General features: G+C 71.0%; 11 protein-coding genes. 5 read left to right on the top strand and 6 right to left on the bottom strand.

The features are described 5' to 3' along the window. The first annotated feature begins 61 nt into the window (after nt 1–61). The 3 genes from CP967_RS00590 (at nt 62) to CP967_RS00580 (ending at nt 2,534) form a co-directional block, all read left to right on the top strand. On the top strand, nt 62–898 hold the full coding sequence (locus CP967_RS00590) for a TIGR02452 family protein (RefSeq protein WP_150486013.1): 837 nt from the start codon (nt 62–64) through the stop codon (nt 896–898). Between the two features lie 82 nt (nt 899–980). Beyond that, nucleotides 981–2,009: a LacI family DNA-binding transcriptional regulator gene (locus CP967_RS00585; protein WP_150486012.1), complete on the top strand. Its 1,029-nt coding sequence runs from the start codon at nt 981–983 to the stop codon at nt 2,007–2,009. A gap of 162 nt (nt 2,010–2,171) precedes the next feature. Continuing rightward, the gene (locus CP967_RS00580) at nt 2,172–2,534 is read left to right on the top strand and encodes a hypothetical protein (RefSeq protein WP_150486011.1); all 363 of its coding nucleotides are present in this window, start codon (nt 2,172–2,174) and stop codon (nt 2,532–2,534) included. A 167-nt stretch (nt 2,535–2,701) separates the two neighbouring features. Here the strand turns inward: CP967_RS00580 and trxA are convergent, their stop codons facing one another. Then, the gene (trxA, locus tag CP967_RS00575) at nt 2,702–3,085 is read right to left on the bottom strand and encodes a thioredoxin (RefSeq protein ID WP_150486010.1); all 384 of its coding nucleotides are present in this window, start codon (nt 3,083–3,085) and stop codon (nt 2,702–2,704) included. Nucleotides 3,086–3,202: 117 nt separating this feature from the next. Between trxA and CP967_RS00570 the strand changes: the two genes are divergently transcribed. After that, nucleotides 3,203–4,651 carry a dihydrolipoyl dehydrogenase family protein gene (locus CP967_RS00570; protein ID WP_150486009.1) on the top strand — a complete coding sequence of 483 codons (1,449 nt, stop codon included), beginning with the start codon at nt 3,203–3,205 and terminating at the stop codon, nt 4,649–4,651. Nucleotides 4,652–5,260: 609 nt separating this feature from the next. Here CP967_RS00570 and CP967_RS00565 read toward each other — a convergent pair. The 5 genes from CP967_RS00565 to CP967_RS00545 all read right to left on the bottom strand — a co-directional run bounded on the left by CP967_RS00565 (nt 5,261) and on the right by CP967_RS00545 (nt 10,871). Further along, the gene (locus tag CP967_RS00565) at nt 5,261–6,565 is read right to left on the bottom strand and encodes an ABC transporter ATP-binding protein (protein WP_150486008.1); all 1,305 of its coding nucleotides are present in this window, start codon (nt 6,563–6,565) and stop codon (nt 5,261–5,263) included. A gap of 47 nt (nt 6,566–6,612) precedes the next feature. Next, a complete protein-coding gene (locus tag CP967_RS00560) occupies nt 6,613–6,891 on the bottom strand; it encodes a hypothetical protein (RefSeq protein ID WP_150486007.1) in 279 nt (92 codons plus the stop codon). A 388-nt stretch (nt 6,892–7,279) separates the two neighbouring features. Continuing rightward, nucleotides 7,280–7,933 (bottom strand): lytic polysaccharide monooxygenase auxiliary activity family 9 protein, encoded by a 654-nt coding sequence (locus CP967_RS00555; RefSeq protein WP_190175123.1) that lies wholly within the window; start codon nt 7,931–7,933, stop codon nt 7,280–7,282. A gap of 76 nt (nt 7,934–8,009) precedes the next feature. Then, nucleotides 8,010–8,444, bottom strand: coding sequence for a DoxX family protein (locus CP967_RS00550; protein WP_150486006.1), 435 nt, complete (start codon nt 8,442–8,444; stop codon nt 8,010–8,012). A 78-nt stretch (nt 8,445–8,522) separates the two neighbouring features. Further along, complete coding sequence (locus CP967_RS00545; RefSeq protein ID WP_167535299.1) at nt 8,523–10,871, bottom strand: family 49 glycosyl hydrolase; 2,349 nt, start codon at nt 10,869–10,871, stop codon at nt 8,523–8,525. Between the two features lie 736 nt (nt 10,872–11,607). On the opposite strand from CP967_RS00545, the gene CP967_RS00540 reads away from it, so the two are divergent. Beyond that, nucleotides 11,608–12,789, top strand: coding sequence for an ROK family transcriptional regulator (locus CP967_RS00540; protein WP_150486005.1), 1,182 nt, complete (start codon nt 11,608–11,610; stop codon nt 12,787–12,789). Nucleotides 12,790–12,823 lie beyond the last annotated feature (34 nt).

Raw genomic sequence — 12,823 nt, 5'->3', positions numbered from 1 at the left:
GTTGCGTCCGTGGCGGAGGGCCGTCCAGCATGCCCCGTATGCACCACAGGGGGGAGCGCCGGTGAGCGCGCGACTGCGCGGGATCGCACGGGAGACCGAGGCCGTCGTCGGGGCGGGGCGCTACCGCGCGCCCGGCGGACACGAGGTGGACCTCGCGCGCCCGCTGGCCGCCGCGCTGTCCGGTACCCGTCTGTACGGGCCCGGGCCGGTTCCCGTCGCCGCCCTGGACACCTGCCGTACGCCGGTGTTCGAGGTCACCGGCGAGAGCAGTCTCCAGGCGGCCCGGCGGCTGACCGCCGCCGCGCCGGGCAAGGTGGCGGTACTGAACTACGCTTCCGCCCGGAACCCGGGCGGCGGTTACCTGAACGGCGCCCAGGCGCAGGAAGAGGCGCTCTGCCGCGGCTCGGCGCTGTACGCGACGCTGCTGCGGGCCCCCGAGTACTACGCCCGCCACCGGGCCTGCCGCAGCGCCTTCTACACCGACCGGGTCATCCACTCGCCCGGGGTGCCGGTCTTCCGGGACGACCGGGGCCGGTTCCTCGAAGCCCCGTACACCGCCGGGTTCCTGACCTCGCCGGCGCCCAACGCGGGTGTCGTCCGCAGGCAGGAGCCGGACCGGGCGCATCTGATCCCCGGGGCCCTCGCGACCCGCGCCGGCCGTGTGCTGGAGGTGGCCGCCGTGAGCGGCTACCGCCGGCTGGTGCTCGGCGCCTGGGGCTGCGGGGTCTTCCGGAACGACCCGGCGGAGGTGGCCGGCGCCTTCCACGGGCTGCTGTGCGACGGCGGACGGTTCGCGGGCCACTTCGAGGAGGTCGTCTTCGGGGTCCTGGACCGCAGCCCGGGAGCCGCCGTCCGGGAGGCATTCGCACGGGTGTTCGCGACCCAGCTCCAGCAGTGACGTTCCGGCGGAGTCCCGGGCCGGCCCGTACCCGCCCCGGCCCACCACCCCCGCCACCGCGTCTGGAAGACTGCCGGACGCCATGAGCCAGTTACCCGAGCAGTCCGCCGGCCCTTCCGTACCGACCAGCGCCGATGTGGCGCGGCTCGCCGGAGTCTCCCGGGCCACCGTGTCGTACGTACTGAACGACAACACCACCGTGCGCATCAGCGACGCCACCCGCCGCAGGGTCAGGGAAGCCGCCTTCGACCTCGGCTACGTCCCGCACGCGGCGGCCCGCAGTCTGCGGGCGGGACACAGCCGGATGGTGCTGCTGCCCGCGGCACAGCAGTTGCCCGGCCCGCTCCACCAGCGGTTCTTCACCGACCTCCAGACGGACCTGCGCCGCCTGGACTACACCGTCGTGCAGTACGGCAGCGTCGGACTCGACGCCGACGAGGCGGTCAGGGCCTGGGCCGAACTGAGACCCGTGGCCGTCGTCGCGCCCGGTGGTGTCCACCTCACCCCGCACCGCACAGGGGTGCTGACCCGTTCCGGCGCCAAGGCGGTGATCACCCTCGGACCGCAGCCGGTCGAGGGCGCGCACGCCCTGGTCCTGGACCAGCGCGAGGTGGGTGCCAGCGCCGCGCGGCACCTGCTGTCCCGCGGACGCCGCAGCATCGGCGTCCTCATGCCGCAGGACCCGGGACTCGCGGTCTTCGCCGGGCCCCGCCTGGCGGGCGTGCTCCGCGCGGTCGAGACATCGGGCGCGGCGGCCCGGGCCGAGCCGCTGCCCCTGGCGTACGAGGAGGAACCGGCTGCCCGGCTCGCCGCCCGGTGGCGGACGCTGGGGCTGGACGCGGTGATCGCCTACGACGACGAGTACGCGATGCTGCTGATGCGGGCCCTGCAGGACGCGGGCGTCGGGATCCCGGAGGAGACGGCCGTCGTCGGCGCCGGGGACCTGATGCTGGGGCGCCTGCTGAGGCCCCGGCTGACCAGCGTCAGGATGGAACTGGCCGCCGCGCAGCCGCCCGCCGAGCTGATCGACCGGCTCATCAGGCACCCGGGCGGCCCGCGCGAGCGCCACGACCTGCTGCGGGCCAGGACCGTGGTCCGGGAGTCCGGCTGAGGGAGCGGACCGCCGGCCGCCACGCGGGGACCACCCGGCCGTCGCGCCGGGGGCCGCCCGGCCACCACGCCGGGAACCGTTCGTCCGTCGCACCGGGGGGCCGCCCGCCTGCCGCCCGGGCACGACGTGCGCGCCCCGGGACGACTGTCTAGCGTCACCCCCATGAGCCATCCGCAGAGCTACGAGATCCTGCTGGTCCCGGAGCACGACCTGGTCCCGGAGCACGACCGGAACGCCGCAGGGGCGCCCGCGCCCGGTACCGCCCTGCGCTCGGCGGTCGTCGCCGCCACCGGCGACACGGGCGCCTCCGGCTACCCCCGCTACGCGGGCGAGGGCGTGGAGGCCGACATCGACCCGGCCACCCGTACCGTGGAAGCCCTCCTGGTGGACGGGGCCGAACTCGGCTACGGCCTCACGGCCAAGATCGCCGAGCGCCCCGGGGGGACGGCGGGTGAACCCGGCGCCCCGGAGCCGGGCCCCCGGGGCGGCCGGGACGCGCCGGACCCGGGGGACCGGTCCGGCTGAGCCCGGAGCCGCCCGCCCGGACAGGGACGAGGGCCGGACAGCGGTGAGGACCGGCCCCGCCGGGCACCGTCGGACGACGGTGCCGGCCGGACCGGCCCTCACGGCGGCCACCGGACAGGCGGACCGGAGATCCGGTCCCGCGCCCGCTGCCGAAAGACGGGACGGGCCTACGGCTGGTCCTTCCGGGCGGCGCGCTGCTCCTCCTCGACGGACTTGCGGATCTCGTCCATGTCCAGCTTCCGCGCCTGGCCGATCACATCCTCCAGCGCAGCCTCCGGCAGGGCGCCGGGCTGCGAGAAGACCGCCACGTTGTCGCGGACGATCATCAGGGTGGGGATGGAGCGGATCTCGAACGCGGCCGCGAGTTCCTGCTGGGCCTCCGTGTCGACCTTGGCGAAGACCAGGTCGGGGTGGCGCTCGGACGCCGCGTCGTAGACCGGTGCGAACTGCCGGCACGGACCGCACCAGGAAGCCCAGAAGTCGATCAGCAGGAACTCGTTGTCCGATACGACCTGATCGAAGTTTTCCTTGGTGAGCTCTACGGTGCTCATACGCTGCTACCTCTTCCTGGGTCCGGTTCGGTCCTGTCCCGCACAACGGTGGCGCCGCGTGCGCTATTCCGCCTGCCCGTGTGGCCGGCCCCCACGCCCACGACCACACTGGTGGCCATGACTGACGCAGCGCAGGACACCGAGTACGACGTCGTGGTGATCGGAGCGGGACCCGTGGGGGAGAACGTGGCGGACCGGACCCGGGCCGCCGGGCTGAGCACGGCGGTGGTGGAGTCCGAACTCGTCGGAGGCGAATGCTCCTACTGGGCCTGCATGCCCAGCAAGGCACTGCTGCGCCCGGTCGTGGCGCGCGCCGACGCCCGCAAGGTCCCGGGGCTGGACGGCGCGGTGCGCGGCCCTCTGGACGCGGACGCCGTGCTGGCCTACCGCGACGACGAGGCGGCCCACTGGAAGGACGACGGCCAGGTGGCCTGGCTCGAAGGGATCGGCGCGGACGTCCACCGCGGCAGGGGCCGCCTCAGCGGCGTACGGCAGGTGACCGTCACCGGGCCCGACGGTCCCGACGGTACGGAGAAGAGGCTCACCGCCCGGCACGCCGTGGCGGTGTGCACGGGCAGCAGGGCCGTCGTGCCCCCACTGCCCGGAGCCGACGGCGTACGCCCCTGGACCAGCCGTGAGGCCACCAGCGCCCACCAGGTCCCCGGGCGTCTCGTCGTCGTCGGCGGGGGAGTGGTCGGCGTCGAGATGGCCACCGCCTGGCAGGGGCTCGGCGCCCAGGTCACGATGCTGGTCCGGGGGGACCGGCTGCTGCCGAAGATGGAGCCCTTCGCCGGGGAACTGGTGGGCGAGGCCCTCGCCGGGGCCGGGGCGCGGGTCCTCACCGGGGTGTCCGCGTCCTCCGTGCGGCGGGAGGGGGAGAACGGCCCGGTCACCGTGGAACTGGACGACGGCCGGTCCCTGGAGGCCGACGAGATCCTGTTCGCCACCGGCCGCGCCCCGCGCACCGACGACCTGGGCCTCGACACCGTGGGGCTCGAACCCGGCTCCTGGCTGTCCGTCGACGACAGCTGCCGGGTGGAGGGGAGCGACTGGCTCTACGCGGTCGGAGACGTGAACCACCGCGCGCTGCTGACGCACCAGGGCAAGTACCAGGCCCGCGTCGCGGGCGCCGCGATCGCCGCCCGCGCCACGGGGACACCCCCGCCGGCGACAGGACGCTGGGAGGCGCACGCGGCCACCGCCGACCACGCCGCGGTCCCCCAGGTGGTCTTCACCGACCCGGAGGCCGCCTCGGTCGGCCTGACCCTGGCCGAGGCGGAGGAGGCCGGGCACCGGGTGCGGGCCGTCGACTACGACCTGGCCTCCGTCGCCGGCTCCGGTCTGTACGTGAAGGGGTACCGGGGCCACGCCAGGATGGTCGTCGACCTGGACCGGGAGGTCCTGCTCGGCGTGACCTTCGTCGGTCCGGGCGTCGGTGAACTGCTGCACTCGGCGACGGTGGCGGTCGTCGGTGAGGTCCCCCTCGACCGGCTGTGGCACGCGGTCCCGGCCTACCCCACCATCAGCGAGGTCTGGCTGCGGCTGCTGGAGACTTTCAGGGGGTAGGAACCGCCGTTGAGCACACGCACCGGGAAACGCCTCTGCGGGCTGGGGAACTCGGAGACCGTCGCAGGTTTCGGCCCGGTCGTCGTTGTACCTTGTCGGGCAGGCCAAACCTTGTCAGGGGGCCCAGCGCCGCTGATGCGACGAGGGCAGGCGACGCCGGGTGCAGACCGACTGCACCCGCTGGTCAGATGCCCTGGAAGAGACCAGCGAGCGCCGTGGCCTGCTGCGATGAACGTGCGATGGCCGCTTACCTGTGCGAATGACCTTTCGGTTCCTTCGCGCTCGTGCCGGTTGACGGGGCCGGAAGTCCCGGAGAAGTCCCAGAGGTCCCCCACGGCCGACGGACGCTCTTTCGATTTTCGATCGAACTTCGCCCGCCTGCCCGCCTGCCCGCCCGCCCGACCGATCCGAGCCCTCCGCTGGGGCCTTGTCCGGGGCAGAGGCCCGCTCCGCTGGATACCGCTCGGCCGTCATACGCCCGAGCGGCGCCGCTGTCCGGCCCGCCCTGCGATGTCCTGGCACCGTCACTTGGTGACACTCACCGGAACCTCGCACCCGGCGTGGGCAGGGCGGCCGGTCGCGTCCGGAGTGTGCGGTTTCCGGCTGGGGTCAGAGATCCGGTACCCGGGTGGGGTCGGGGCTGACGCGTTCGCCGCGTTCGTCGAAGACGAGCAGGTTGCGTACGTCGATGAGGAGGGGGATGTGCTGGCCCCTCCGATGACGGGCGCCCGGACTGTCGCGTATGACGAGTTCTCCGATGTCTTTGCGAGCAGGGGGCTGCGCCGGAGGCTGTGTGTTTCCGGGGTGGGGGAGGCGGCGGCCGAGGAGTCCGGTGCGGTGGCGCAGGCGCCGCACGAAGGCGGCGGCGCTTCTGCGAGCCGGGGCGTGGGGGGCGTGGTCGGCGAGCTGATCCGGCACGTCGGCCCGTTGCCCGCCGAGTGAGAGGTGGAGCAGTGCTTCGTGGCCTTGGAACTCGGTGTGCTCGACGATCCCGGTCATGGCCCGCTCGAAGACGGTGGCGTGTGTCCGATCGGCGATGCGGATGGCTTCGGGACGCAGGCCGATGAGAAGCGGCTGTCCCTGGACGACGCGGAGCATCTGGTGGTCATGGGTGAGCGGGTAGGACAGAGTGATCTTCTGGGCCCCGGAACTGAGTGCCATGACGCCGTCGACGGGGGCGTGCACCGTGCCGTGCAGCAGGTTGTTCCTCGGGGTGCCGACGAAGGCGTTGGCGGGCAGCGCGTAGAGGCTGCGGGGGGTGTCGATCTGCTGGAGGACTCCGTCGCGCATGACCGCGACCCGGTCGCCGAGTGCCATGGCTTCGGCCTGGTCGTGGGTGACGTAGACGGTCGTGGCCCCGGTACTTCGGGTGATCGCGAGCATCTCGGTGCGCAGGCGGGCGCGCAGCCGGGCGTCGAGGCTTGAGAGCGGCTCGTCCATCAGGAAGACCGAGGGGCGCCGGACCACGGCGCGGCCCATGGCGACGCGCTGGCGCTCACCGCCGGAGAGCCGGCCGGGGATCTGGTCCAGGAGGTGGCTGATGCCCAGGGTCTGGGCGACGGAGTGCACACGGGCGTTCACCCGGTCGTGGTCCTGCTTCTGGACCGCCAGGGGAAACCCGATGTTCTGCGCGGTGGTCATGCTGGGGTAGAGCGCGAAGCTCTGGAAGATCATCGCGATGTCGCGTTCGCTGGGCTGGAGGTCGTTGGCCATCTTTCCGTCGAGGTGCAGCTCGCCTCCGCTGATCGTTTCCAGACCGGCGATCATGCGCAGCAGGGTGGACTTGCCGCATCCGGAGGGGCCGAGCAGGACGAGGAACTCGCCGTCCGCGACGGTCATGGAGAGCCGGCGCACGGCCTTCTGCCCGTTGGGGTAGGTCTTGGCGAGGTTGTGCAGGGTGATGGTGCTGCCCACGGGTGCTCCTGGTACGTGTCGCGCTCGGCGGGAAAGGGAGGGGCCGGTCAGGGGGTGAGTCCGCCGGCGGTGATGTGAAGGCATGCGGCGACCAGGACGATGTTCTTGATGACGTACTGGCCTTCGAGGGCGGGAACAGCCACGGTGTGCCGGGCGGTGTCCGGCAGGACCAGCAGGAAGAGGAAGACTCCGGCCATGTGGAGGAAGAACGCTGCCAGGGCCCGGCGGAGCAGGAAGCCGGCCAGGAGCGCGAGTCCGATGCCCGTCTCCGGAACCGCGAGCAGGCAGGCGGGGGCGGGGATGAGCCCCATGGCCATTTCGGTCATGGCGCTGATGGCGTAGCCCTCGGCCGCGCTCGCACCGGGGAAGGACTTCAGGATGCCGAACCATCAGAAGATCAGACCGATGCAGACGCGTGGAACGGCGGGGCTGACCCGCGTGCTGCGGTGCGCGCGGGGTGCGAGGCGGCTTCGCGGGGACTGCCGTGCGCTCGGCCGCGGAGCGGGCGCCTGGCCGGTGGGGGCAGGGGTTTCGGCGGGGTGGCGGCGGTGGGAAGTGCTGGTCATCGTCGGTCCTCCGCTGGAAACGGTCACGGGTGCGGACTGCTGGGCACCTGACGAGGGCGGTCGGCCCCCGCCCCGGACCTGCGGGGTCCGGAAGGGGAAGGGCCCCGTGGGAGGCAGTGCCTCCCACGGGGCCCCGGTCAGCCAGCTGTCAGCTGAAGTTGACGTCGCTGCACAGGAAGTACTTCTGGTCCATGTGCGATGCCTTCCACACGGTCACCACGACGTGGCGTCCGCTGTAGCCGGAGGTGCTGACGTCGGTGACGTAGTGCGCCTGGTAGGGATAGCTGCCGGTCTTCTTCACCAGTTCGAGGTCGTCCCACCCGATCAGCTGGTACTCGGGGTTGAAGCCCTGCTTGGTGACATAGACCTCGAGCCAGTCCGCGCCGTGCCGGGCCTCGTCGTAGAGGTCGACGGTGAAGTCGGAGCCGATGTCGGTCATCTTCCACGGGCCCGGACGGTCGAGGGGCCGGTAGTTCGTCTCGCCCTGGCCGCCGGCGCTGCAGATCTGGCCGTTGGGGATGACCTGCTTGTAGTCGTCGCCGGTGTTGTTGGCGTAGACGGCCTTCCACGCGCCGATGGCGTTCGCGTTCTCGTGGTAGGTCCGGTAGCACATGGGGTCCTGGGACTCGCTGGGCTCGGCGTAGCCCCAGCGCTGCAGGCAGCCGTAGTTGCGGGTCTCGGGGGTGATGACGGTGCCGTGTGCGGAGGCCGCCGGTGCCTGGATGACGCCGACGAGCGACGTCGCCAGTACGGCGGAGCCCAGCGCGACCACGCGGGTCAGAGCTGCGGGTATGCGGTTCACGGTGTTCTTCCTCCGGGTGTGGGGAGACTACGGGCCACTTTCGACCCAATTACGTGCACATGACAATTGCATGTGCTCAGGCGTTGCCGGGGTCGTTGCTCACCTCCTCTCGGCGGCTGCTGGACGGGTGCGGCAGGGCGGCCATGGACCACCGGCCCGGGCCGAGGACGGCGATGAGCAGGAAGGCCCAGCAGAACAGCGCAGCGTTCTCACCGCCGTTCTGCAGGGGGAACAGGCCGTCGGCCTGGTGGTGGACGAAGTAGGCGTAGGCCATGGAGCCGGAGCACAGGAGGGCGGCCGGGCGGGTGCCCAGGCCGATCAGTACGAGTGCGCCGCCGGCCAGCTGGATCACGGCGGCCCACCATCCGGGCCACTGCCCGGTGCCGGGCGCCTGTCCGTGCGGGCCACCCAGGACGTCGAAGAGGGTGGCCGCTCCGTGGCAGGCGAACAGCAGCCCGACCACGATGCGGAAGAGACTCAGGAGAGACTGTTCGGATCTGGCTGATGGCATGGTGCGGCACACCTTTCTGCGGACAAGGGGCTAAAGGCCGGTGACCGTCGTGACCGTGGCCACCGGCGCCGGGAGGGGCTAGGCGGTCAGGGCGAACTTCTGGCTGGCCCAGGTGCCGCAGTCCCACAGGTGGAGGCGGGCTCCGTCGGCGGTGCTCTGTGCGGCGATGTCCAGGCAGCGGCCGGACTTGAGGTGCTTCAGGGTGCCGTCGGTCTGGAAGGCCCACTTCTGGCTGTCCCAGCCGCCGCAGTCCCACAGGTGGGCCTTGGTGCCGTTGGCGGTGTAGCCGCCTTCGACGTCGAGGCACTTGCCGCCGGACTTGAGCTGCTGGCCGTCGAGCGTCCAGGTCATGGAGGGGGTGTCGGCGCAGGCCCACTGCTGGATGGCGGTGCCGTTGGCGGTGCCGGCGCCGGCGCGGTCGACGCACTTGCCGGTGGCGCCGTTGACGATCTTGCCGCCGGTGACCGGGTCGGGGCCGGGGCCGGGGTTGTTGCCGCCGGGGCCCCAGGCGTTCCAGTTGTCCCAGTTCTCGGTGTCGAAGCCGATCCGGCCGGGCTTGTCGGCGGCCCAGTTGGTGCCGGCCTTGTCGATGACGGTGCCGCCGACGGTGTAGTTCTCCAGCTTCAGCCCGCGGCTCTGGCTCGTCTCGTTGCCGAGGGTGACCTTCTGGCCGGCCGAGTTGGTGTACCGCTTGAGGAGGCTGACCTGCGAGGAGGGGTCGAGCTGGTTCCAGGCGTCGATCTTCAGGTTCTTGACGTGGATGTTCTCGGTGCTGGAGAGGGCGAAGACGCGGATGGCGCAGTTGGTCATGCCCTCGACGGTGATGTTCTCGAACGTCATGTTCTTCACCCACGTGCCGGGGTCGGCCTTGGCGGTCGAGCCCATGTCCTCCCAGTGCGAGGAGGAGTTGAGGATGCAGGTGTTGTACTTGACGTCCTTCCAGTACATCCGGTTGTGGATGACATGGGTGTTGCTCACGTGGACGTTGTCGATGCCGCGCGGGGTCCAGCCCCACTGGATGACGGGGCCGTTCTCGTTCTTCCAGATGACGGTGTCATCGATGTCGACGTCGCTGTGGTACATCTTCAGCACGTCGTCGTTGGCGTTGAAGAACGTGTTCTTCATGGTGCTGCCGCGGTAGAGCTCGATGCCGTCGGTCTGCCAGTACCAGGAGCCGACCTGCTTGTAGTTGTCGACCCGCATCCGGAACGTCTGCTCGTTGCCGTAGACGACGAACGAGTGGTACGGCGGTTCGTTGATGGTCACGCCCTGCAGGTCGAGGTACTGCTGGGCGTCCGCGGACTGGAACTGGAGCATCTTCACGCAGGAGGCGTGGCAGTTCGACGCACCGCTGAGGTGGTCGTAGTTGTTGTTGGTGTCCGCCTCGTAGACGTACTGCTCACCGGAGAGCACCCCGTACCCGGTGACCTTGTACAGGCTCTGGTTGTCGTGGAAGAAGCGGAAGGCTCCCTTCACGTAGGCGCCGGGGGCGAGGTAGACCCACTTCACGTTCGGCGGGAGCACCGCGTGGTACTTCGAGCCCATGGTGTAGGTGCCGGGGCGGAAGTAGATGATCTCCTTGTCGATGTCGTTGAGGTCGGTGACCTGGCCGGGCTCGGGGTAGTGGATGCTCCCCGACGCGGCGGTGGGGATGAGCCGTTCCTTCTCCGCGCCGGTCGGCGCCGGCTCGGCGAAGACCATCATCGAGTTGCGCGGTTCGGTGTGGATGGCCCGGTTGTCGCCGCCGCCGCCGGCCGGCCCGGACATGTCGTTGTAGGCCGTGTAGAGCTGCGGATCGAACTCGACGGAGAACCGGTAGCCCTTGCCGCTGTAGGGCACCTTGATCCGGATGGTCTTGCTGTTGACGAGCTCCTTGTCGAAGTTCAGACTGCTCGGCTTGATCTTGACCTGGCCGGCCGAGGAGATGCTCTGGTCGGTGCGCAGCGACACGTCGACCCATACGTCGGCCGTGTACTGGAAGGAGGACCAGCTCATGGTGAGGTTCGCCGACGCGGAGAACTCCGCGCCGTCCTCCTTGGTGTAGCCGATCTTCCCCTTGCCGCTGCGGGGGATGCTCATGTAGGCGAAGGAGTCGTACTTCGCCGTCGGTGCCGCGGCCGTGGCCACCTTCACGTCGTAGAAGGAGGACCGCCGCACCTTGTCACCGCCCACCGGGCTGCTGGTGTTGAACTCGTGGTTGTCGTGCCACCAGGTCTGCAGCTGCTCGCTGTCGGCGGTGTCGCCCGCCGCTCCTGCTGCCGGCCCCGTGACCAGGGCGGAGGCGGGGACGAGCTGTCCTGCCGGGGCGGGAGCGGGGGCGGCCGAGGCCGTGGCGCCGGCGGGCACGACGGCACCGGCGAGCGCCAGGGCCAGGCCGGCGGCGATGGCCGCCAGCGGGTTGAGCCGTCGCAGTCTTCCTGCGGGCATGGTGATGTCCTCTCCTTGATGAATCGGGGCATGGCCCCAGGGCGCCCGCCGGGGGCGGGCACGGACACCGCCGAAACAGCTGGGACAGCTGCGTGGCGGAGTCATCGGTGCATGCGGTCGCCCGTTTCCGGGGCTTGACCGGGGTGCGGCACTCGTCATGGCCGGCGGTTCGTCTCTCTTCGGGGGGAGCCGGCTGAGGAAATCCATGCGGGGGTCACTCGCAGGGCCAGGGGCACAGGACACCGGTCCTGCGAGCGGAACGAACCGGTCCTGCCCGCCCCGAGGGGGGCGGGGGCTGCAGGCGTGACGGCGACCTGTGGCCCAACAGGCCCTGGCACCGCCCCGGTTGCCGGTCAACTTCCCGTCATTTCTTCCCCGTGTCAATGAAATGAACAGGATCCTTCGGCCTTCGGGTTCAACATGTGCGTAACAAGAGGCGCAAAAGGTGCAAAACTTCAACGAGTGTCTGGCGGTGGTGGGTCATCACGGTTGCGTAACGCGATATTTTCTTCCTTGACGCACTTAAATGCTGAGGGACACACTCCCGTCATAAGCAGCGGCGCCGACTTCCACAGGTCGACGGCGTCCCAGCCGCAGGAGGCGCGATGACGATTTCTGCAACGCTTGGCGGTACCGGCCCCGCGCATACGGGAAGCCCTCGCCGCCCGCATCGGGTTCGATGGCGCTGAACGTGATGCAACGGCCCTGACAGACCACTACCTGGAGGCACCGCGTGATGAGCCCGTCCAAGATCCGGTTCTCGGAGCTTGTCAGTGAGCAGACCCGGGCGGAGATCTTCGCGACCGTGCTCACCGCAGGACCCATCTCGCGCACCCAGCTCGCCCAGCGCCTGGGCCTGGTGCCCTCCTCGGTCACCCGCATGCTGCCGCCGCTGCTCGAGCACGACTACCTGCGCGAGAGCGACCCGGTCTCCCAGGGGCGGGGCAGGCCGCAGAAGATGCTGCACGTCAATCCCGACAAGCATGTGGTCGTCGGCATGAAGATCGGCCCCGGACGGGTCTTCGGCGTCGTCACCGACATGGCGGCCAACGTCCTGGCCCGGGGCGAGGAGCCCCTGGCCGACTGCACCCCTCGTACCGCCCTGTCCGCCGCCGCCTCCCTGACCGGCAGGCTTCTCGAAGAGGCGCCCGAAGCGGCGGACAGGGTGCTCGGCCTCGGCGTCGGTGTCAGCGGCCACGTCGACTCGACAGCCGGGATCTGCCGTTACTCGGCCCTGCTCGACTGGAACAAGGTCGACGTGGCCGGGCCCCTGCGGGAGGCGACCGGGCTGTCGGTGGTCGTCAACAACGACGTCAACACCCTGGTCGTCGCCGAGCGCTGGTTCGGTGAAGGCCGTGACATCGACTCCTTCGCCGTGGTCACCGTCGGCCCCGGCATCGGCTGCGGTCTGCTCCTGGACGGCGCGCTGTTCTCCGGCGCCACCGGGCTCGCGGGCGAACTCGGCCACCTGCCCCTGGATCCCTCCGGGCCCATGTGCAGCTGCGGCCGCCGGGGGTGCCTGGAAGCCCTGGCGGGCGACCGTGCCATCCTGCGCCACCCGGCGGACGGCGGGTTCCCCCGCGACACGATCACCGACGCCATCGACCTCGCGCGAGGTGAAGCCGGGGCGGCCCGCACCGTGGCACGCTCCGCGTTCGCCGAAGCCGGCACCGCCCTCGGCAGGGGCGTGGCCGGCATGTGCAACCTGCTCAACCTGCAGAAAATCATCATCGCCGGAGAGGGCGCGGTCGCCTACGACCTGTTCGGCCCGCACATGAACGCGGCGATGGAAGCCCAGGCGTTCTCCACCGCGGCCACCGACTGCGCCATCCACGTCGACCCCGCCCGCCACGACCTGTGGGCCAGGGGCGCCGCCTGTCTCGTCATCCGCGACACCGTGGGTGCGGCCATCTCCTGACCCGGAGCGCCCGCCGATGCCGCGGCGGCCCGCC

Source organism: Streptomyces nitrosporeus (assembly GCF_008704555.1).
Taxonomy (GTDB): domain Bacteria; phylum Actinomycetota; class Actinomycetes; order Streptomycetales; family Streptomycetaceae; genus Streptomyces; species Streptomyces nitrosporeus.
Note: the sequence above shows the minus strand (reverse complement) of the source record. Positions and strands in the feature narration are given on the sequence as shown.

Coding starts and splice junctions, on each gene's coding strand:
- trxA (WP_150486010.1), bottom strand. CDS start 3,085: ATGAGCACCGTAGAGCTCACCAAGGAAAACTTCGATCAGGTCGTATCG.
- CP967_RS00570 (WP_150486009.1), top strand. CDS start 3,203: ATGACTGACGCAGCGCAGGACACCGAGTACGACGTCGTGGTGATCGGA.
- CP967_RS00560 (WP_150486007.1), bottom strand. CDS start 6,891: ATGACCGAAATGGCCATGGGGCTCATCCCCGCCCCCGCCTGCCTGCTC.
- CP967_RS00545 (WP_167535299.1), bottom strand. CDS start 10,871: ATGCCCGCAGGAAGACTGCGACGGCTCAACCCGCTGGCGGCCATCGCC.
- CP967_RS00550 (WP_150486006.1), bottom strand. CDS start 8,444: ATGCCATCAGCCAGATCCGAACAGTCTCTCCTGAGTCTCTTCCGCATC.
- CP967_RS00540 (WP_150486005.1), top strand. CDS start 11,608: ATGAGCCCGTCCAAGATCCGGTTCTCGGAGCTTGTCAGTGAGCAGACC.
- CP967_RS00585 (WP_150486012.1), top strand. CDS start 981: ATGAGCCAGTTACCCGAGCAGTCCGCCGGCCCTTCCGTACCGACCAGC.
- CP967_RS00580 (WP_150486011.1), top strand. CDS start 2,172: ATGAGCCATCCGCAGAGCTACGAGATCCTGCTGGTCCCGGAGCACGAC.